This window comes from Curtobacterium sp. ME-Dv--P-122a (assembly GCF_030209645.1).
GTDB lineage: Bacteria > Actinomycetota > Actinomycetes > Actinomycetales > Microbacteriaceae > Curtobacterium > Curtobacterium flaccumfaciens.
In genome coordinates this window covers 214,223-231,436 of the sequence record NZ_JARVRO010000002.1, presented here as the reverse complement: position 1 = coordinate 231,436, position 17,214 = coordinate 214,223, and the positions used below count along the sequence as shown (strand labels likewise).

Annotated in this window: 17 protein-coding genes; 2 read left to right on the top strand and 15 right to left on the bottom strand. The window is 71.4% G+C overall.

Features of this window, described 5'->3' with window-relative positions; translation table 11 throughout:
- Positions 1 to 192 precede the first annotated feature (192 nt).
- The 13 genes from leuA to hrcA form a co-directional block, all read right to left on the bottom strand.
- A complete protein-coding gene (gene leuA / locus QRN49_RS02145; protein WP_284753792.1) occupies positions 193 to 1,968 on the bottom strand; it encodes a 2-isopropylmalate synthase in 1,776 nt (591 codons plus the stop codon).
- 455 nt (positions 1,969 to 2,423) lie between these two features.
- Positions 2,424 to 3,824 carry an ABC transporter permease gene (locus QRN49_RS02140; RefSeq protein WP_284753790.1) on the bottom strand — a complete coding sequence of 467 codons (1,401 nt, stop codon included), beginning with the start codon at positions 3,822 to 3,824 and terminating at the stop codon, positions 2,424 to 2,426.
- Positions 3,821 to 4,573: an ABC transporter ATP-binding protein gene (locus QRN49_RS02135; protein WP_284753788.1), complete on the bottom strand. Its 753-nt coding sequence runs from the start codon at positions 4,571 to 4,573 to the stop codon at positions 3,821 to 3,823. The genes QRN49_RS02140 and QRN49_RS02135 overlap by 4 nt, the downstream gene beginning before the upstream one ends.
- A gap of 112 nt (positions 4,574 to 4,685) precedes the next feature.
- The gene (locus QRN49_RS02130) at positions 4,686 to 5,375 is read right to left on the bottom strand and encodes a response regulator (RefSeq protein WP_111023147.1); all 690 of its coding nucleotides are present in this window, start codon (positions 5,373 to 5,375) and stop codon (positions 4,686 to 4,688) included.
- On the bottom strand, positions 5,372 to 6,610 hold the full coding sequence (locus QRN49_RS02125) for a sensor histidine kinase (RefSeq protein WP_284753785.1): 1,239 nt from the start codon (positions 6,608 to 6,610) through the stop codon (positions 5,372 to 5,374). The genes QRN49_RS02130 and QRN49_RS02125 overlap by 4 nt, the downstream gene beginning before the upstream one ends.
- Positions 6,611 to 6,683: 73 nt before the next feature.
- Complete coding sequence (gene era / locus QRN49_RS02120) at positions 6,684 to 7,622, bottom strand: GTPase Era (RefSeq protein ID WP_111023145.1); 939 nt, start codon at positions 7,620 to 7,622, stop codon at positions 6,684 to 6,686.
- Positions 7,619 to 8,941 carry a hemolysin family protein gene (locus QRN49_RS02115; RefSeq protein WP_111023144.1) on the bottom strand — a complete coding sequence of 441 codons (1,323 nt, stop codon included), beginning with the start codon at positions 8,939 to 8,941 and terminating at the stop codon, positions 7,619 to 7,621. Before QRN49_RS02115 ends, era begins: the two co-directional genes overlap by 4 nt.
- A gap of 3 nt (positions 8,942 to 8,944) precedes the next feature.
- On the bottom strand, positions 8,945 to 9,406 hold the full coding sequence (gene ybeY, locus QRN49_RS02110) for an rRNA maturation RNase YbeY (protein ID WP_017886675.1): 462 nt from the start codon (positions 9,404 to 9,406) through the stop codon (positions 8,945 to 8,947).
- A complete protein-coding gene (locus QRN49_RS02105) occupies positions 9,403 to 10,545 on the bottom strand; it encodes a PhoH family protein (RefSeq protein WP_111047133.1) in 1,143 nt (380 codons plus the stop codon). The genes ybeY and QRN49_RS02105 overlap by 4 nt, the downstream gene beginning before the upstream one ends.
- Positions 10,535 to 10,888, bottom strand: coding sequence for a histidine triad nucleotide-binding protein (locus tag QRN49_RS02100; protein ID WP_027465310.1), 354 nt, complete (start codon positions 10,886 to 10,888; stop codon positions 10,535 to 10,537). The genes QRN49_RS02105 and QRN49_RS02100 overlap by 11 nt, the downstream gene beginning before the upstream one ends.
- A 38-nt stretch (positions 10,889 to 10,926) precedes the next feature.
- Entirely contained in the window at positions 10,927 to 11,664 is a 738-nt protein-coding gene (locus QRN49_RS02095) for a 16S rRNA (uracil(1498)-N(3))-methyltransferase (protein WP_284753782.1), read from the bottom strand.
- On the bottom strand, positions 11,664 to 12,776 hold the full coding sequence (dnaJ, locus tag QRN49_RS02090) for a molecular chaperone DnaJ (RefSeq protein WP_017886671.1): 1,113 nt from the start codon (positions 12,774 to 12,776) through the stop codon (positions 11,664 to 11,666). The genes QRN49_RS02095 and dnaJ overlap by 1 nt, the downstream gene beginning before the upstream one ends.
- Before the next feature lie 33 nt (positions 12,777 to 12,809).
- Entirely contained in the window at positions 12,810 to 13,829 is a 1,020-nt protein-coding gene (hrcA, locus tag QRN49_RS02085) for a heat-inducible transcriptional repressor HrcA (RefSeq protein WP_027465308.1), read from the bottom strand.
- 110 nt (positions 13,830 to 13,939) lie between these two features.
- Between hrcA and QRN49_RS02080 the strand changes: the two genes are divergently transcribed.
- Positions 13,940 to 14,413: a DUF4870 domain-containing protein gene (locus QRN49_RS02080; protein WP_307804735.1), complete on the top strand. Its 474-nt coding sequence runs from the start codon at positions 13,940 to 13,942 to the stop codon at positions 14,411 to 14,413.
- Between the two features lie 42 nt (positions 14,414 to 14,455).
- Here the strand turns inward: QRN49_RS02080 and hemW are convergent, their stop codons facing one another.
- A complete protein-coding gene (gene hemW, locus QRN49_RS02075; RefSeq protein WP_111023165.1) occupies positions 14,456 to 15,709 on the bottom strand; it encodes a radical SAM family heme chaperone HemW in 1,254 nt (417 codons plus the stop codon).
- A 29-nt stretch (positions 15,710 to 15,738) separates the two neighbouring features.
- Here hemW and QRN49_RS02070 point away from each other — a divergent pair, with 29 nt between their 5' ends.
- A complete protein-coding gene (locus QRN49_RS02070; protein WP_181436827.1) occupies positions 15,739 to 16,431 on the top strand; it encodes an HAD family hydrolase in 693 nt (230 codons plus the stop codon).
- Positions 16,432 to 16,508: 77 nt separating this feature from the next.
- Here QRN49_RS02070 and QRN49_RS02065 read toward each other — a convergent pair whose 3' ends face one another.
- Positions 16,509 to 17,156: a DUF1990 domain-containing protein gene (locus QRN49_RS02065; protein ID WP_284753775.1), complete on the bottom strand. Its 648-nt coding sequence runs from the start codon at positions 17,154 to 17,156 to the stop codon at positions 16,509 to 16,511.
- Between the last annotated feature and the right edge of the window lie 58 nt (positions 17,157 to 17,214).

Genomic DNA, 17,214 nt, shown 5'->3' with positions numbered 1-17,214 from the left:
CCGCCGACAGCCGCGTGCGGTGCGGGCGGAGGCCCGGATATACCGAGTGGAATCGGGCGTACCTGGTCGGAAGGAACGACCAGGTACGCCCGATTCGACCTGCCATCGCGCGTGACGGGGGAACGACCGGGCACAGACAGGAGGCGCAGTGCGGGACGGACCCGGCACCGCGCCTCCAGGCCTGGTCGCGTCTCAGGCGGAGACGAGCTCCGGCGCGTCGGCACCCGCTGCGGCACCCGCGCGCACCGCGCGGTTCACCGCGGACACGATCGCCTTGAGCGACGCCGTCGAGATGTCGGCGTCGATGCCGACGCCCCACAGGCGCACGCCGTCGACGTCGAGCTCGACGTAGGACGCCGCCTTCGCGTCACCGGAGGCGCTCATCGTGTGCTCCGAGTAGTCGTACAGCGTGACCTGGACGCCCTGCTCGGCGAGCACCTTGAGGAACGCGTCGATGGGACCGGTGCCGACGGCCTCGGCCGTGACCGCACCCTCGTCGACCCGGAGTGCCACGGACAGCGAGGTCGTTCCCTCGAAGTCGCTCGACGTCGCCGTCTTGGTGAGCTCGTACCGGCCCCACTTCTCGTCGTCGATCGACGCGGGCAGGTACTCGTCCTGGAACACGTCCCAGATGCGCTGCGACGAGAACTCGCCGCCCTCGGTGTCGGTGTGCCGCTGGACGACGCCGGAGAACTCGATCTGCAGCTTGCGGGGCAGGTCGAGGGCGTGGTCGGTCTTGAGTAGGTAGGCGACGCCGCCCTTGCCGGACTGCGAGTTGACGCGGATGACGGCCTCGTACGACCGGCCGATGTCCTTCGGGTCGACGGGCAGGTACGGCACCGCCCACTCGATCTCGTCGATGTCCTTGCCCGCGGCTGCGGCCTTCGCCTTCATCGCCTCGAAGCCCTTGTTGATGGCGTCCTGGTGCGAGCCGCTGAACGCCGTGTACACGAGGTCACCCGCCCACGGCTGGCGCTCCGGCACCGGCAGCTGGTTGCAGTACTCGACGGTGCGCTTCACCTGGTCGATGTCGGCGAACGAGATCTCCGGGTCGATGCCCTGCGTGAACAGGTTCATCCCGAGGGCGACCAGGTCCACGTTGCCGGTGCGCTCACCGTTGCCGAACAGGCAGCCCTCGATGCGGTCGGCGCCGGCCATGTAGCCGAGCTCGGCGGCCGCCACCGCGGTGCCCCGGTCGTTGTGCGGGTGCAGCGACAGGATGACGTCCTCGCGGTGGGCGAGGCGGCGGGACATCCACTCGATCGAGTCGGCGTAGACGTTCGGCGTGGCCATCTCGACGGTCGCGGGGAGGTTGATGATGACCTTGCGCTCGGGCGTCGGCTCGAAGACCTCGAGGACGGCGTTGCAGATCTCCAGTGCGACCTCGAGCTCGGTGCCCGTGTAGGACTCCGGCGAGTACTCGTAGTAGATCGTCGTGTCGTGCTGCAGCGTCGCCTCGGCCGCCTTGCAGAGCTTCGCACCGGCGACCGCGATGTCCACGACACCCTGCACGTCGGTGCGGAAGACGACCTCGCGCTGCACGATGCTCGTGGAGTTGTACAGGTGGACGATGGCCTGCTTCGCGCCGTCGATCGCCTCGTAGGTGCGCTGGATGAGGTGCTCGCGCGCCTGGGTCAGCACCTGGATCGTGACGTCGTCGGGGATCGCGCCCTCGTCGATCAGCGACCGGACGAAGTCGAAGTCGGTCTGCGAGGCGCTCGGGAACCCGACCTCGATCTCCTTGTAGCCCATCCGGACGAGGAGGTCGAACATCGCCCGCTTGCGCTCGGCGTCCATCGGGTCGATGAGGGCCTGGTTGCCGTCACGCAGGTCGACCGCACACCAGCGCGGTGCCTTGTCGATGCGCTTCGTGGGCCAGGTCCGGTCCGGCAGGTCGACGGTGATCTGCTCGTGGAACGGGACGTACTTGTGGATCGGCATCCCGGAGGGCTGCTGGGTGTTCTGCATCGTTCTTCGCTTTCGTCGCGTGTGCGTGAGCTGTTGTGGTGCGGCCACGACGGACTCCGCGACGAGGTGGGCCGGAGTGTCAGGCCTCGTCGCGGCAGCGAAGGAGGAGGAGTGCCGAGTACATCGAGACCCACGGTAGCACCGGAGCAGCGGGCTGGCGCAAGCGTGTGACGCGGGACTGCCCGCTGCTTCCGAACGGGGCGCCGGGAGGGGTGCCGGGTGGGGTGCCGTGTGAGGTGCCGAGTGGTCGGGACATGCCGCGGGCCGGTCGCCGAGTGGTCACGTTGTGTCGTCCGGGCCGCGTCTGGACGACGGTTCGTGACACCTCGGCGGACGTGAGCGGCGTGGCGGGGCCGGGCAGGGCACGTCGGCGCGACCACACGACGGACGGGAGGCCCGGTGCCAGCTGGCACCGGGCCTCCCGTGTCGTCGCATGGTGCGACCAGGGCGACGCGTCAGTCGACCGCGAGCGCCTCGGTCGGCGGGACGCGCATCGCGCGCCGCACCGGCGCGATGGTGGCGACGACCGCCAGGACCAGCGCGCCGATCACCACGATGCCGATGGTCAGCGGCGGCAGCACCGGTGCCACGGGCGTCCCGAGCGAGCCGAGCAGCGTCTGCCCGCCGACCCAGCCGTAGAGCGTGCCGAGTGCGAGCCCCGAGACGACGGCCGCGACGACCATCTGCGCGGCCTCGGTCACGATCATCCGTCGGACCTGCGCACCGGTGAGGCCGAGCACCCGCAGCAGCCCGAGTTCGCGTCGACGCTGGAGCACCCCGAGCGCCAGGGCGTTGACGACCCCGACGGCGGCGATCACGGCGGAGAACCCGACGACCACGCTGACGACGGCGTTGATCTGCACGAAGAGGTCGCGCTGCGCCTCGATCATCTCGGGGGTGGCGCTCCCCGCGCTCATGGCCCGCATCTCGGTCTCGAGCACGTGCTGCATGATGCCGAGCGCGACCGCGAAGGTGACGAGCAGGGTGACGCCGATGACGAGCCCGATCGTCGCCCGCGAGGACCGCCCCGGTGCCCGCATCGCGTTCCGTCCGGCGAGCAGGACGACGGGATCGTTCGAGCCGATGCGGCCGATCAGCTGCAGCACGGGCGGCATCACGATCGTCGCCCCCACGGCGACCCCCGCGAAGGACACGAACCCGCCGAGCGCCGCCGGCAGGACCGCGATCGGGGACAGCGAGCTCACCGCGAGCCCGAGCAGCATCAGCACCGCGCCGCCGGCCATGAGCACGATCGACCAGACCTTGCGGGCCGTGCCGGACCGGACGTCGTCGTGGCTCGGCTCGACGGACGACGACAGCGCTTCGAGCGGGGTGACGGTGAGCACGCGGCGTGACCCGGCAGCGAAGGCACCCCAGGTGGCGAGGACGACGGCCACGACCGGCAGGACGAGCTCCCACGGCACGTACGTGTACTCGGCCTCGGGCAGGACCCCGTTGCCCCGCAGGACGATGACGAACAGGGCCGAGAGCGCAGTCCCCACGACGGCGCCGATGACCCCGCCGAGCACGCCGACCACCAGGCCGGTGCGGGTGATCCGCGCCCGCAGGGTCGCACCGGTCGCGCCGACGAGCCGCTGGAGGGCGATGATCCGGGTCTGTCCGGCGATCAGGGTGGCGCAGGTGTTCGCGGTGACGATCGCGCCGACGTAGAGCGCGATGCCGAGGAACAGCCACCCGACCACCGACAGGATCGCCTTGATCGGTCCGAGGTCGGCGACCCCGGCGGCTCGGAGCGCCTCGGTCACGATCCCGGGTGCGATGACGAGGGCGGAACCGAACGTGGTGCCGAGGGCGGCGACCAGGACGGTGGGAGCGAAGGAGCGGACGCCGTTCACGCTGCTGCCTCCATCCCGAGCATCGTCGTGGAGATCGCGCCGGCGTCCATCGCCGGGCGGTCGGCGACGATCCGGCCGTCGGCCAGGAACAGGATGCGGTCGGCGTTCGAGGCCGCCACCGGGTCGTGCGTGACCATGACGACGCTCTGCCCCCACTCCTGGACGGCACCGCGGAGGATCGCGAGCACGTCGCGCCCCGTGCGGGAGTCGAGCGCGCCGGTCGGCTCGTCGGCGACGACCACCGCCGGCCGCGAAGCGAGCGCCCGTGCGATGGCGACGCGCTGCTGCTGCCCGCCGGAGAGCTGGTGTGGACGGTGCGTCAGCCGGTTGCCGAGCCCGAGCATCTCGACCAGCCGGTCGATCCAGGCGGTCTCCTCGTGCGAGGGCTTGTGCCCACCGAGCAGGAACGGCAGCCGGATGTTCTCGCTGACGTCGAGCGTCGGGACGAGGTTGAACGACTGGAACACGAACCCCAGCCGACGACGACGCAACTCGGTGAGGTCCTTGTCGCCCAGGGCCGTGATGTCGACGCCGTCGATCTGGATCCGACCGGTGGACACGGCGTCGAGGCCGGCCGCGACGTGCATGAGCGTCGACTTGCCGGACCCGGACGGGCCCATCACCGCGGTGAACTCCCCCGCGCCGATGTCGACGCTGACGTCGTCGAGCGCGGTCACACGTCGGGCGTCGTCGCCGTAGTGCTTGGACACGTGGTCGAGGCGGATGATCGGGGCGTGGCTCGTGGTCATGCATCCACGATGGCGGTCAGGGGTCCCGCCCCGCGTCGCCCGCTCGGCTCCTGTGGATCGTCCGCTCGGCTCGGTTGCCTGTGGAGGGGTCATCCCCCCGGATGACCCGGCGTCAGTCGGCCTTCGTGACGAGTCCGTGCTCGTGGGCGAAGACGACGAGTCGCACCCGGTCGCGGAGCTCGAGCTTCGTCAGGACCCGCGAGATGTGCGTCTTGACGGTCGCCTCGCTGACGTACTCGTGCTGCGCGATCTCGCTGTTGCTGAACCCACGGGCGGCCAGGTCGAAGATCTCGCGCTCACGCGGGGTGAGGTCGGCGAAGGCCGCGGGGACGGCGGCGGCGCGGCCGACCGAGTCGTCGTAGCGTCGCAGGAGCTCCCGCGTGGCCGACGCGGCGAACACCGCGGTGCCGGCGTGCACGGTCCGGACCGCCGCGAGCAGGAACTCGGGGTCGGCGTCCTTGAGCACGAACCCGCTCGCACCGGCGCGGATGGCCTTGGCTGCGGCCTCGTCGAAGTCGAACGTGGTCAGCACGAGCACCTTCGCGCCGTCGGTGCCGGACTGCTCGACGATGTGGCCGGTCGCCGTGATGCCGTCCATCACGGGCATCCGGACGTCCATCAGCACGACGTCGGGACGGGTGCGTCGGACGAGTTCGACCCCCTCGGCACCGTCGCCAGCCTCGCCGACGAACCGCAGGTCGGGCTGCGAGTCGATGAGCATCCGGATGCCGGTGCGGAAGAGCGCCTGGTCGTCGACGAGGGCGACACGGATCCGGTGCTCGTCGGTCGGGATCGTGGTCATCGGGCGGTGCGCTCCTGCTCGGTCGGGGTGATCCGGCCCCGGGGCATCTGCCCGCTGGCCGGGACGGTCGGCATCCGGACGGCGACCGCGAAGTCGTCCCCTCGGGCCCCGGCGGTCATGGTGCCGCCGGTCATCACGGCGCGCTCGCGCATGCCGACCAGGCCGTGGCCCGTGCCGGGGCCGCGGACGCCGTCGTCGGCACGACGGTTCACGACGGCGATCTCGACCGTGTCCGGCCGGTAGGTCAGGGCGGCACGCACCGGGCTGCCGGGTTCTCCGTGCTTGTACGCGTTCGTCAGGCTCTCCTGCACGATCCGGTAGACGGCGAGCTGCGTGGTGGTGGGCAGCCCGGTGGGGTCGCCCTCGCGTTCCACCCGTACGTCGAGCCCGAGCTGTCGCATCTCGTCGACGAGCCGGTCGATGTCGTCGATCTCGGGCGTCGGCGCGGTCCCCTGCTCGTGCCGGAGCGCGCCGAGGAGTTCGCGCACGTCGCCGAGGGCTCGCCGGGCCGTGGCGGAGATGGTGCTGAGTGCCTGGTCGGCGACGGCGGGGTCGGCCTTCAGGGCGTACCGGGCGCCGTCGGACTGCGCGATGACCACCGCGAGCGAGTGCGCGACGATGTCGTGCATGTCGCGGGCGATCCGCACGCGCTCCTGCTCGACCGCGACGGCCCGGTCGGCCCGCGCGGCGTCACGTTCGGCGAGCAGCTGGGCCTCGCGACTCATGCTCGCCGAGCGACGGGTCCGGACCACGAGTCCGGCGAGCCACGGCAGGAGCAGGAGGAGCAGGACGACGGCGAAGAACGAGAGCGTGACCTGCAGGGACTCCTGCAGTGGCGTGGAGGCGGTCTCGTAGGTGAGCCGGTTCTGGTAGTCGTCGAAGCCCATGTACGCCGCCGCGGCCACGGACCCGACGATCGCCGACACGAGCCCGGCCAGCCGTACACGGCGGCTGCCGTACGCGCTCGTCGTGTACATGACGCCGGCGATGAACGCGTTCGACACGTCCGGCACCTGCAGGGTGACCATCTCGAAGAACGCGAACACCCACGCCACGGCCAGGGCGAGCCCGGGTGACAGGCGCCGGAGTGCCAGGGCGGCGGTCATCCCGACGACGGTGACCACGGACAACGGCCCGTCGATCCCGCGCCCGCTGGCGACCAGCACGAGGCCGCCGAGCAGCACGGCGATCAGCAGGTCGGTGATGACCTGCGCGCGCAGCATGGGACGGAACACCCGTCCACGGTACGGCGGGCCGCTCGTCCCCGCGTCCCTCGCCCGGATGACCCGGGGTGCGAGCGGCGGACGGTCAGAAGCCGAGGCGTCCGAGCTGCTTCGGATCACGCTGCCACTCCTTGGCCACCTTCACGCGGATGTTCAGGTAGACGTGCCGGCCGCCGAGCAACGACTCGATCTCGACCCGGGCCCGCGAACCGACGTCCTTCAGGCGCTCGCCCTTGTGTCCGATGACGATCGCCTTCTGGCTGTCCCGCTCGACGAACAGGTTCGCGAAGATGCGCAGGGGGCCGTCGGCGTCCTCGTCGGCGTCGGGCTCGACGATGTCCTCGATGACGACGGCGAGCGAGTGCGGCAGCTCGTCACGGACGCCCTCGAGCGCGGCCTCGCGGATGAGCTCGCCGATGCGCTCCTCGTCGGTCTCCTCGGTCACCGCGCTCGAGTCGTACAGCTGCGGCGACTCGGGCAGCAGGCTCGTGACGACGCCCAGCAGGTCTTCGAGCTGCATGCCCCGGGTGCCCGAGGTCGGCACCACGGCGTCCCAGTCGCGGAGCTTCGAGACGGCCAGCAGCTGCTCACCGACACGGTCCTTCGAGGCGCTGTCGATCTTCGTGACGATCGCGATCTTCTTGGCGCGCGGGTACTGGTCGAGCGTGTCGTTGATGAACCGGTCACCGGGACCGACGGGCTCGTTCGCCGGCACGCAGAACCCGATCACGTCGACGTCGCCGAGGGTGGACTGCACGAGGTCGTTGAGCCGTTCGCCGAGCAGGGTGCGCGGACGGTGCACGCCCGGGGTGTCGACGATGATCACCTGGCCGTCGGGCCGGTGCACGATCCCGCGGATGGCGCGCCGGGTGGTCTGCGGCTTCGACGAGGTGATGGCGACCTTCTCGCCCACCAGGGCGTTGGTCAGCGTCGACTTGCCGACGTTCGGACGGCCGACGAACGAGACGAAGCCCGCGCGGTAGGGCTTGTCCGAGCCGGCCTGGGTGGTGTCGGTGTCGGTCATGCGTGCGTGGTTCCCGTCGTGGTGGGTTCGGCGTCGTCGAAGGCGTCCTCGACGTCGGCCAGGGCGTGGGTGCGCTCGGCGAGCACGGTGATGAGGTGGCGGCGCTTGCCCTCGACCCGGTCGGCGGTCAGGACGACCCCGGACACGGTGACGGTGTCGCCGGAGACGGCCAGGTGTCCGAGCTCCTTGGTGAGCAGGCCACCGGCGGTGTCGACGTCGTCGTCGTCGAGCTCGATGCCGAACAGGTCGCCGAGCTCGTCGATCGGCAGTCGGGCGGAGATCCGCCAGATGCCCGGTTCGACCTCGGTCCGGTCGACGACGGCGCGGTCGTACTCGTCGGAGATGTCCCCGACGAGCTCTTCGATGAGGTCCTCCATGGTCACGAGCCCGGCGACACCGCCGTACTCGTCGACCACCAGCACCAGGTGGTTCTTGGCGACCTGCATGTGCCGCAGGGTGTCGTCGGCGTGCTTCGACTCCGGCACGAACTCGGCGGGCCGCAGCAGCCGGCTGACCCGCTCACTGCGGGACGTCGGCCGTTCGTACAGCGACCGCGCGACGTCGCGAAGGTAGAGCACGCCCCGCACGTCGTCGCTGTCCTTGCCCGTCACCGGCATCCGGGACACCCCGGCGGCCAGGAACTGCTCCATGGCCGCGGCGAGCGTCTCGGCACCGTCGACGGTGAGCATGTCCGTGCGGGGCACCATGACCTCACGCACCAGGGTGTCGCTGAACTCGAACACCGAGTGGATGAGTTCGCGGTCCTCGTCCTCGAGCACGTTGCTCTCGGTGGCCTCGTCGACCAGCGAGAGCAGCTGCTCCTCGCTCGACACGGTGGAGGCGCTCCGGCCGCGGCCGGGGGTGACCCGGTCGCCGATCCGGACGAGCAGCCCGGCCAGCGGGCCGAGCACGATGCGGACCCCACGGACGATGCCGCCGGTCGCACCGATCAGCCGCTCGGCGTGGGCGCGTCCGACGCTGCGGGGGCTCGACCCGACCAGCACGAACGACACCGCGGTCATGATCGCGGCGGAGAGCACGAGCGCGAGCCACCAGCTGTCGAAGGCACGCACGAGGGCGATCGTCACGAGCACCGCGGCCGCGGTCTCGGCGAGGACGCGGAAGAAGTTCAGCGCGTTGACGTGCGCCCCGACGTCGTCCGCGATCGCCTCGATGGCGCGGCGGCGTTTGTTGCCCCTGGCGATCTCCTCGAGGTCGGCACGGGAGACCACCGAGAGCGCGGCGTCGCTCGCGGCGAGGAGCCCGCCGAGCACGACGAGCCCCAGCGCCACCGCGAGGAGTCCGGCGACGACGACCACCGGCTACCGCCCTCGGTGCTGGGCGGCGAAGGCGGTCAGGATCTCGCCCTGGATGCCGAACATCTCGGCCTTCTCGTCGGGCTCGGCGTGGTCGAAGCCGAGCAGGTGCAGGATGCCGTGGCACGTGAGCAGCAGCATCTCGTCGGTGCTCGAGTGCCCGGCGGTCTTCGCCTGCTCCTCGGCCACCTGCGGGCAGAGCACGATGTCGCCCAGCAGCCCGGCCGGCGTGGGGTCGTCCTCGGTGCCGGGACGCAGCTCGTCCATCGGGAAGCTCAGGACGTCCGTCGGGCCGGGTTCGTCCATCCACCGCACGTGCAGCTGCTCCATCGCGCCCTCGTCGACCAGCACGATCGCGAGCTCGGCATCGGCGTGGACGTGCATCGCGTCCAGGGCGAAGGCGGCGAGCCGCTGGATCGCGGCCTCGTCCACCTCGACGCCGGACTCGTTGTTGAGCTCGATGCTCACCGGGTGCCTCCTCGGGCGTCGTTCTGGGGGTACGGGGGTCGTGCGCGGTCCTGCGGCGGGCGCCCACGGCGTTCGGCGCGGTTGGCGCCGTCGGGGTTGCCGACCGGGGCGGTGCCACGGCCACCGGGGCGCTGCCCGGCCTGCTCGGCGAGGCGCTCCTCGTCGTAGACCGTGTAGGCGTCGACGATCCGGCCGACGAGGGTGTGGCGGACCACGTCCTCGCTGCCGAGACGGGCGAAGTGGATGTCCTCGACCTCGTCGAGGATGCGGGTCACGAGCCGGAGACCGGAGACGTTGCCCGGCAGGTCGACCTGGGTGATGTCGCCCGTGATGACCATCTTCGAACCGAACCCGAGGCGGGTCAGGAACATCTTCATCTGCTCGGGCGTGGTGTTCTGCGCCTCGTCGAGCACCACGAAGGAGTCGTTGAGCGTCCGGCCGCGCATGTACGCCAGCGGGGCCACCTCGACGGTGCCGGCCGCCAGGAGCTTCGGGACCAGCTCCGGGTCCATCATCTCGTTCAGGGCGTCGTACAGCGGGCGCAGGTACGGGTCGATCTTGTCGGTCAGCGTGCCCGGCAGGAAGCCGAGCCGCTCGCCGGCCTCGACCGCGGGACGGGTGAGGATGATCCGGTTGACCTCGCGCCGCTGCAGCGCCTGCACGGCCTTGGCCATCGCCAGGTAGGTCTTGCCGGTACCGGCCGGACCGATGCCGAACGTGATGGTGTGCTCGTCGATGGCGTCGACGTAGGCACGCTGCCCGTCGGTCTTCGGGCGCACGGACTTGCCGCGGCTCGACACGATCGGGGTGCCGAAGGTGTCGGAGGGCTTGCGGTCGTCGTCGAGGATCCGTGCGGACATCGGGATGTCGGCCGGGCCGATCTCCTGCCCACGCCTGACCATGCCGACGAGCTCGTCGACGAGCGCCTTCGCGCGTGCGACGTCGCGCTCGGGCCCGGTCAGCGTGACCTCGTTGCCACGGACGACGACCCGGACGCCCGGGTACTGGCGCTCGACCGTCTTGAGCAGACGGTCCTGGGGACCGAGCAGCTGCACCATGGCGATGCCGTCGACCTGGAGCGAGACCGAGACGGGCTCGTCGTCGGCGGCGGTGGGCTGTACTGGTTCGTTAACCGGCAAGGGTGCCTTCCTGCAGTTCACCTGCGAGTACGTGCGCGTGCACGTGGAACACGGTCTGACCGGCGGCTTCGCCGGTGTTGAAGACGAGTCGGAACTGGCCGTCGGCGCGCTCGTCGGCGATGCGCTGCGCGGTGGCGACGACGTGGGCCAGCAGGTCGGGGTCGCCCGCTGCGAGTTCGCCGACGTTCGCGTACTGCTCGGTCTTGGGGACGACGAGCACGTGGACGGGAGCCTTCGGGGCGATGTCCTCGATCGCGATCACGCGGTCGTCCTCGGCGACGATGGTCGCCGGGATCTCGCGCGCGATGATCTTGGAGAAGACGCTGGGCGTGCTGCTGCTCATGGCTCCATCGTAGGACGCGCCCGACGGCGTGGTCCGGCTCACCAGCGACCCAGTCGCGCCTGCAGGACAGCGAGTGCCGCCGGTCCGGCCGTGGACGTGCGGAGCACGCTGTCACCGAGTCGCACCCGCACGGCACCAGCGGCCACGAGCCGGTCGAGCTCCGCGCCGTCGATGCCGCCTTCGGGACCGACGACGAGTGCGATGTCCTCGGCGTCCGTCGGGGGTTCCCAGGTGGCGAGTCGCACGGTCGCGGTCGGGTCGAGCAGGACGACGGCGGTCCCCTCCCCGAGCGCGGACACGAGCTGTCCGGTCGTCACCAGCGGCGCGACGACGGGCACGCGCGGACGGATCGCCTGCTTCGCGGCCTCGTGCGCGATCGCTGCCCACCGGGCACGGCCCTTCTCGACCTTCGCGCCGTCCCACCGGGAGACGCTGCGCGCGGCCGACCACGGCACGACCCGGTCGACGCCGATCTCGGTCGCCGCCTGCACCGCCATCTCGTCACGGCCGCCCTTCGCCAGGGCCTGCACGAGGGTCAGCGACGGGCGCGGTGCGTCCTGGTGCTCGACGGTCTCGACCGCGAGCTCCAGCGTGTCCTTGCCGAGCGTGGTGACCGGCCCGGACACCACGGTGCCCCGACCGTCGGCGATCCGCAGGACCTCGCCGACCCGGACGCGCGCGACGGAGACCGCGTGCCGGCCCTCGGCGCCGTCGAGCGACACCGGGTCACCGACGGCGACGCCGTCCAACGAGTCGACGAGGTACAGCGACGCCATCAGTGGTTGAAGAACCGGTCGCGGAGCTTGCCGAACATGCCCTGCTGGAACCGGGCGAGCTGCGGGGCGGTGGTCTTGTGCGACTTCGCGAGCTGCTCGACCAGCTGCCGTTCCTTGTGGGAGAGCTTGGTCGGGGTGACGACCTGCACGCCGACCCGCAGGTCACCGCGGCCGTTCCCGCGCAGCTTCGTGATGCCGCGGTCCTTGATGACGAGGACGTCGGCACTCTGCACGCCTGGCCGGATCTCCAGCTCGACCGGACCGTCGAGGCCGTCGATCGTGGTGGTCGTGCCGAGGACGGCGTCGGTCATGCCGACCTCGAGCGTCGCCAGCAGATCGTCGCCGTCACGGCTGAAGACGTCGTCGTGGCGCACACGGATCTCGAGGTACAGGTCGCCGGACGGGCCGCCGGCCGGGCCGACCTCACCCTGGCCGGGCATCTGCAGGCGCAGGCCGGAGTCGACGCCGGCGGGGACGTCCACCGGCACGGTGCGACGTGCGCGGACGCGGCCCTGACCCTGGCAGGTCGGGCAGGGGCTCGGGATGACGGTGCCGTACCCGCGGCACGTGCCGCACGGGGCGCTCGTCACCACGTTGCCCAGGAGCGAACGGACCTGGCGCTGGATGTGCCCGGAGCCGCCGCAGATGTCGCACGTGCGCGGGCTGGTGCCCGGTGCGCAGCAGGAGCCGTGACAGGTCTCGCACAGCACCGCCGTGTCGACCTCGACGTCCTTGTGGGTACCGAAGACGACCTCGTCGAGGTCGACCTCGATGCGGAGCAGGGCGTCCTGGCCACGCTCGGCACGGCTGCGCGGGCCCGACCCACGGCCGCCGCCACCGCCGCCGCCGAAGAAGGCGTCGAAGATGTCGCTGAAGCCACCGGCGCCACCGCCGAAGGGGCTGTCGGCCTGCGGGCCGGCGTCGTACCGGCGTCGCTGCTCGGGGTCGCTCAGCACGTCGTACGCGTGCGTCACGTCCTTGAAGCGCTCGGCAGCGTCGGGTGCCGGGTTCACGTCCGGGTGGAGCTCACGCGCCAGGCGGCGGTAGGCCTTCTTGATGTCGGCATCGGAGGCGTCTCGCTGGACGCCGAGGACGTCGTAGTGGTCTGCCACGTATCCCTCAGTCGGTTGGGTTCGGTCGGTTGGTCAGTGTTCGCCCAGGAGCTTGGACAGGTAGCGGGCGACGGCGCGGACGGCCGCCATGTTCGTGCCGTAGTCCATGCGGGTCGGTCCGAGGACGCCCAGTCGGGCCACCTCGCCACCGGCCAGGTAGCCGCCGGCGACGATGCTCGTGGCGTCGAGTCCGTACTCGGCGTTCTCGACGCCGATGCTGGCCGCCACCGCGATGTCGTCCACCTGCATCTCCCCGAACAGCCGGAGCAGGGTGACTTGTTCCTCGATCGCTTCGAGCACCGGGAAGAGGCCGCCGGAGAAGTCCTGCTCGCTCTTCGCCAGGTTCGCCGCACCGGCCATCAGCAGGCGGTCCTGCCGGTTCGCCGCGACCTGCTCGATGAGCGTGGCGACGACGACCCCGCCGAGCGTCTGGGCGTCGGGGCGGAGCTGCTGCGGCACGGCTCGGAGCGCGGTCGGGACGTCCTGCAGCAGGAGCCCCACGGTCGCGCCGTTCACCACGGTGCGGAGTTCGCCCAGCGAGTCCTCGTCGAGCGGGACGTCGGTCTCGACCACGCGCTGTTCGACTCGGGCGGTGTCGGTGATGAGCACCACCATCAGCCGGGCGTCACCGAGCCGGACGAGCTCGACGTGCTGCACCCGGGCGCGCACCATCGAGGGGTACTGCACCAGGGCGACCTGGTTGGTGAGCTGGCTGAGCAGCCGGACGGTGCGCCCGAGGACCTCGTCGAGGTCGTTCGGGGCGCCGAGGAAGGTCTCGATGGCGTGCCGCTGCGCGCTGGAGAGCGGACGGGCACCCGCCAGGTGGTCCACGAAGACGCGGTACCCCTTGTCGGTCGGCACCCGGCCGGACGAGGTGTGCGGTGCGGCGATCAACTGCTCGTCCTCGAGCAGGGCCATGTCGTTGCGGATCGTCGCGGCGCTGACCCCGAAGGCGTGCCGTTCGACGATGGTCTTCGACCCGACGGGTTCACGCGACGCCACGTAGTCGCGCACGATGGCCTTGAGGACCTCGAGGCTGCGTTCACTGACCACGAGCGCCTCCTTTCCCGATCGACCTGGCACTCGGACGTGTCGACTGCTGATCCTACGCCCGACCGCTGACGGCCCGGGACTTCCGGGCGGTCGGCCGGTACGCTTCCGCCATGACCTACGGACAGCAGCCCGACGGCCCCGGACCCGACCAGCCCGGCGGCCCGTACGGCCACGGCCCCGGTGGGCCCCAGCAGCCCGGCGGACCGCAGTACCCGGGCGGACCGCAGTACCCGGCCGGCTACGTTCCGCCGCAGCCGATGAGCCCGGAGGACCAGCGCCTGTGGGCCACGCTGACGCACATCGGCGGCATCTTCTTCAACTTCATCGCACCGTTGGTCGCCTACCTGGTCCTCCGCGACCGCGGCGGCTTCGTCCGGGAGCACACCCGCGTCGCGCTGAACTTCCACATCACGATGGGCATCGCCTACGTGGTCGGTTCGCTCACGTCGGTGTTCGGCATCGGGGTCCTGATCGTGCTCGCCGCTGCGATCGTTTCGCTGATCTTCAGCATCATGGCGGCGGTCGCCGCGAACCAGGGCCAGTTCTACCGCTACCCGCTCTCGATCGAGTTCATCAAGCAGTAGCGGCACCGGGAAGCAGCGCGCAGCAAGCAGTGCGCACGCCCCTCAGTCGAGCAGTTCCCGCACCACCGCGTCGGCGAGCAGGCGACCCTGCAGGGTCAGGTCGATCCGTCCCCGCACCGCGGCCGACCCGTCCACGAGTCCGCGCGCGATGAGCCCGGCGACCCGGCCACGGGCCTCCTGGCGGATCTCGCTCGTCGCGAGCTCCCCGCGGACCCGCGCCGCCAGCAGCAGGCGCTCGACGTACCGCGTCTCGTCGTCGATGGTCTCGCGGCCGGCGGCCGGCGACTCCCCCGACAGCACCCGGTTCGCGTAGGCGGCCGGGTGCTTGACGTTCCACCAGCGCGTGCCGGCGACGGCGGAGTGCGCGCCGGGTCCGACGCCCCACCAGTCGTGGCCCTTCCAGTAGGAGAGGTTGTGGCGGCTCGCGTGCGCGTCACCGCGAGCCCAGTTCGACACCTCGTACCAGGAGTAGCCCGCGTCGCCGAGCACCTGGTCGGCGAGCTCGTACATGTCGGCGGCCAGGTCGTCGTCGGGGGCGGGGAGCTCGCCGCGGGCGACCATGCGGCCCATCGCGGTGCCGTCCTCGACGATGAGCGAGTACGCCGACACGTGGTCGGGCTCGCAGGCGATCGCGGCGTCGAGCGAGGTCCGCCAGTCGGCGAGGGACTCCCCCGGCGTCGAGTAGATGAGGTCGAGCGAGACGTCGAGTCCCTGCTGCTTCGCGAGGTCGACGACGACGGGGACCCGCAGCGGGTCGTGCGTCCGGTCGAGCGTGGCGAGCACGTGCGGCACGGCGGACTGCATGCCGTAGCTGATCCGGTTGAAGCCACCGGCCCGCAGGGTCTCGAGCGACGCCGCGTCGACGGAGTCGGGGTTCGCCTCGGTGGTGACCTCGGCCCCGGGCAGGATGCCCCAGGTGTCGTCGATCGCACGGAGGATCATCGCCAGGTCGGACGCCGGCAGCATGGTCGGGGTACCGCCGCCGAAGAAGACGGTCGACACCGGCCGCCGCGGCACACCGGAACGGTCGAGCACGGTCGCGGCCCACTCGATCTCGCGCACGGCGTGGCCGGCGTAGTCGTCACGGCGGACGCCGCGGAGCTCCGACGCCGTGTAGGTGTTGAAGTCGCAGTAGCCGCAGCGCACGCGGCAGAACGGCACGTGCACGTACACGCCGAAGGGGACGTCACCGGCGGCGGGAGCGTCCCCCGGCCCGGCAGCGGAGCCCGCTGCCGCCCACGGGGTGATCAGGCCGTCCGCGGGTGCTGGATCGGCGATCGGGAGAGCACTCGGCATGGAGTCCATTGTCCGTCATGATGGGAGCCATGGAGCACCATCCCGTCCCCACCACGGTCCTGTGGGACATCGACGGCACCCTCGTGATGAACGCGTCGTCCCCGGGCAACCTCTACCACCTCGCCCTCGAGCGGGCGGTGGGCCGCGACCTCACCCTGCGGGTCGGCCACCAGCACGGCCGGACCGACGCCGGGCTCATCGCCGAGCACGTGCGCGCCCACGCGTTCGAGGACACCCTGATCCCCTCCGTCAGCCGGCACCTGCACGACCTGACCGCCGAACGGCACGCCTCCGGCGACCACCGCAGCCCCGTCCCCGGGGCGAAGGCACTCCTGACCCGGTTCGCCGAGCTCGGCTGGCGCAACGGCCTGCTCACCGGCAACTCCGAGTACCGCGCCCGGGTGAAGCTCACCGGCGCTGGGTTCGACGCCGACGTCTTCGACTGGGAGCACTCGTACTTCGGGGACACCGAGGTCGAGCGGGCCGGGGTCACCCTGCGCGCCGCCGCGGAACTGGTCGGCACCCGGGCGGTCATCGTCGGCGACACCCCGCGCGACGGGGAGGCCGCGGACGCCGCGGGCATCCCGTTCCTGGCCGTGGCGACGGGTGTCTACGACGTCGATGCGCTGCGGCACACGAACGCCGTGACCGTCGCACGCGACTGCCAGCAGGACGCCGCCCTCATCGAGGACGCGATCGCCGCACTCCCGCCGCTCCGCTGAGGAGCGGGAGCGGGCGGGGTCGCGAGACCGCGAGCGACCGCGACCGCGACCGCGACCGCGACCGAGCGACCAGACGCCTAGTCGCCCCGCAGCGCCGCCAGGTACTTCTCCGCCATGACCTTCTGCTGCCGCCGCACGAACGGCGCCACGAAGCGCCACTTCCGGCTCGCCGGCTGCGAGAACTGCCGGACCTGCAGCCACACCGAGCCGTCCGGGGTGCGCTCGACGACGAACGACTCCTCGCCGGAGAGCGGGTGCCCCTCGAGCGTGCCGTAGGCGAACCCCTTGCGGTCGTGCTCGTCGATGATCGACACGACGCGCACCGGTGCCAGCACGGTCCGCCCGAACGCGTGGATCGTCAGCGTCGCGCTCGTGCCCGCCGTCAGCAGCGGGGTGCCGTCGGGGGCGAACTTCTCGACCCGGGGCGTCCCGATGGACGCCGGCGCGATCGGCACACCGTCGTCGTCGAAGGTCACCGGGTTGTACCGGACCTCGTCGTCGTCGGGCTGCTCCTCGACGCGCACGCGGACACCGCTGCGCTCCTGGATCTGCCACGTGAGCGCCTGCACCACGGCGGTCTCGAACCGCTGGTCACCGTGTCCGATCCGCGCGCGCGACTCGGCCGGCGTGAAGCCGTCCGGTGGGTAGGTCATGAGGTCCGACGCTTGAGTCGCCCCCACCGCGCCGTACGTCAGGGCGGTCCGGTAGCTCCCGCGGATGCTCATGCTGCCATGGTACTTGGGCGGGCCACCCCGGATCGAACCGATCCGCGCTCACCTCCGG

Excerpts from the sequence above, each read along its gene's own strand:
- leuA (WP_284753792.1), bottom strand. The coding sequence starts at position 1,968 with ATGCAGAACACCCAGCAGCCCTCCGGGATGCCGATCCACAAGTACGTC.
- QRN49_RS02135 (WP_284753788.1), bottom strand. The coding sequence starts at position 4,573 with ATGACCACGAGCCACGCCCCGATCATCCGCCTCGACCACGTGTCCAAG.
- QRN49_RS02130 (WP_111023147.1), bottom strand. The coding sequence starts at position 5,375 with ATGACCACGATCCCGACCGACGAGCACCGGATCCGTGTCGCCCTCGTC.
- era (WP_111023145.1), bottom strand. The coding sequence starts at position 7,622 with ATGACCGACACCGACACCACCCAGGCCGGCTCGGACAAGCCCTACCGC.
- QRN49_RS02100 (WP_027465310.1), bottom strand. The coding sequence starts at position 10,888 with ATGAGCAGCAGCACGCCCAGCGTCTTCTCCAAGATCATCGCGCGCGAG.
- QRN49_RS02095 (WP_284753782.1), bottom strand. The coding sequence starts at position 11,664 with ATGGCGTCGCTGTACCTCGTCGACTCGTTGGACGGCGTCGCCGTCGGT.
- QRN49_RS02080 (WP_307804735.1), top strand. The coding sequence starts at position 13,940 with ATGACCTACGGACAGCAGCCCGACGGCCCCGGACCCGACCAGCCCGGC.
- hemW (WP_111023165.1), bottom strand. The coding sequence starts at position 15,709 with ATGCCGAGTGCTCTCCCGATCGCCGATCCAGCACCCGCGGACGGCCTG.
- QRN49_RS02070 (WP_181436827.1), top strand. The coding sequence starts at position 15,739 with ATGGAGCACCATCCCGTCCCCACCACGGTCCTGTGGGACATCGACGGC.
- QRN49_RS02065 (WP_284753775.1), bottom strand. The coding sequence starts at position 17,156 with ATGAGCATCCGCGGGAGCTACCGGACCGCCCTGACGTACGGCGCGGTG.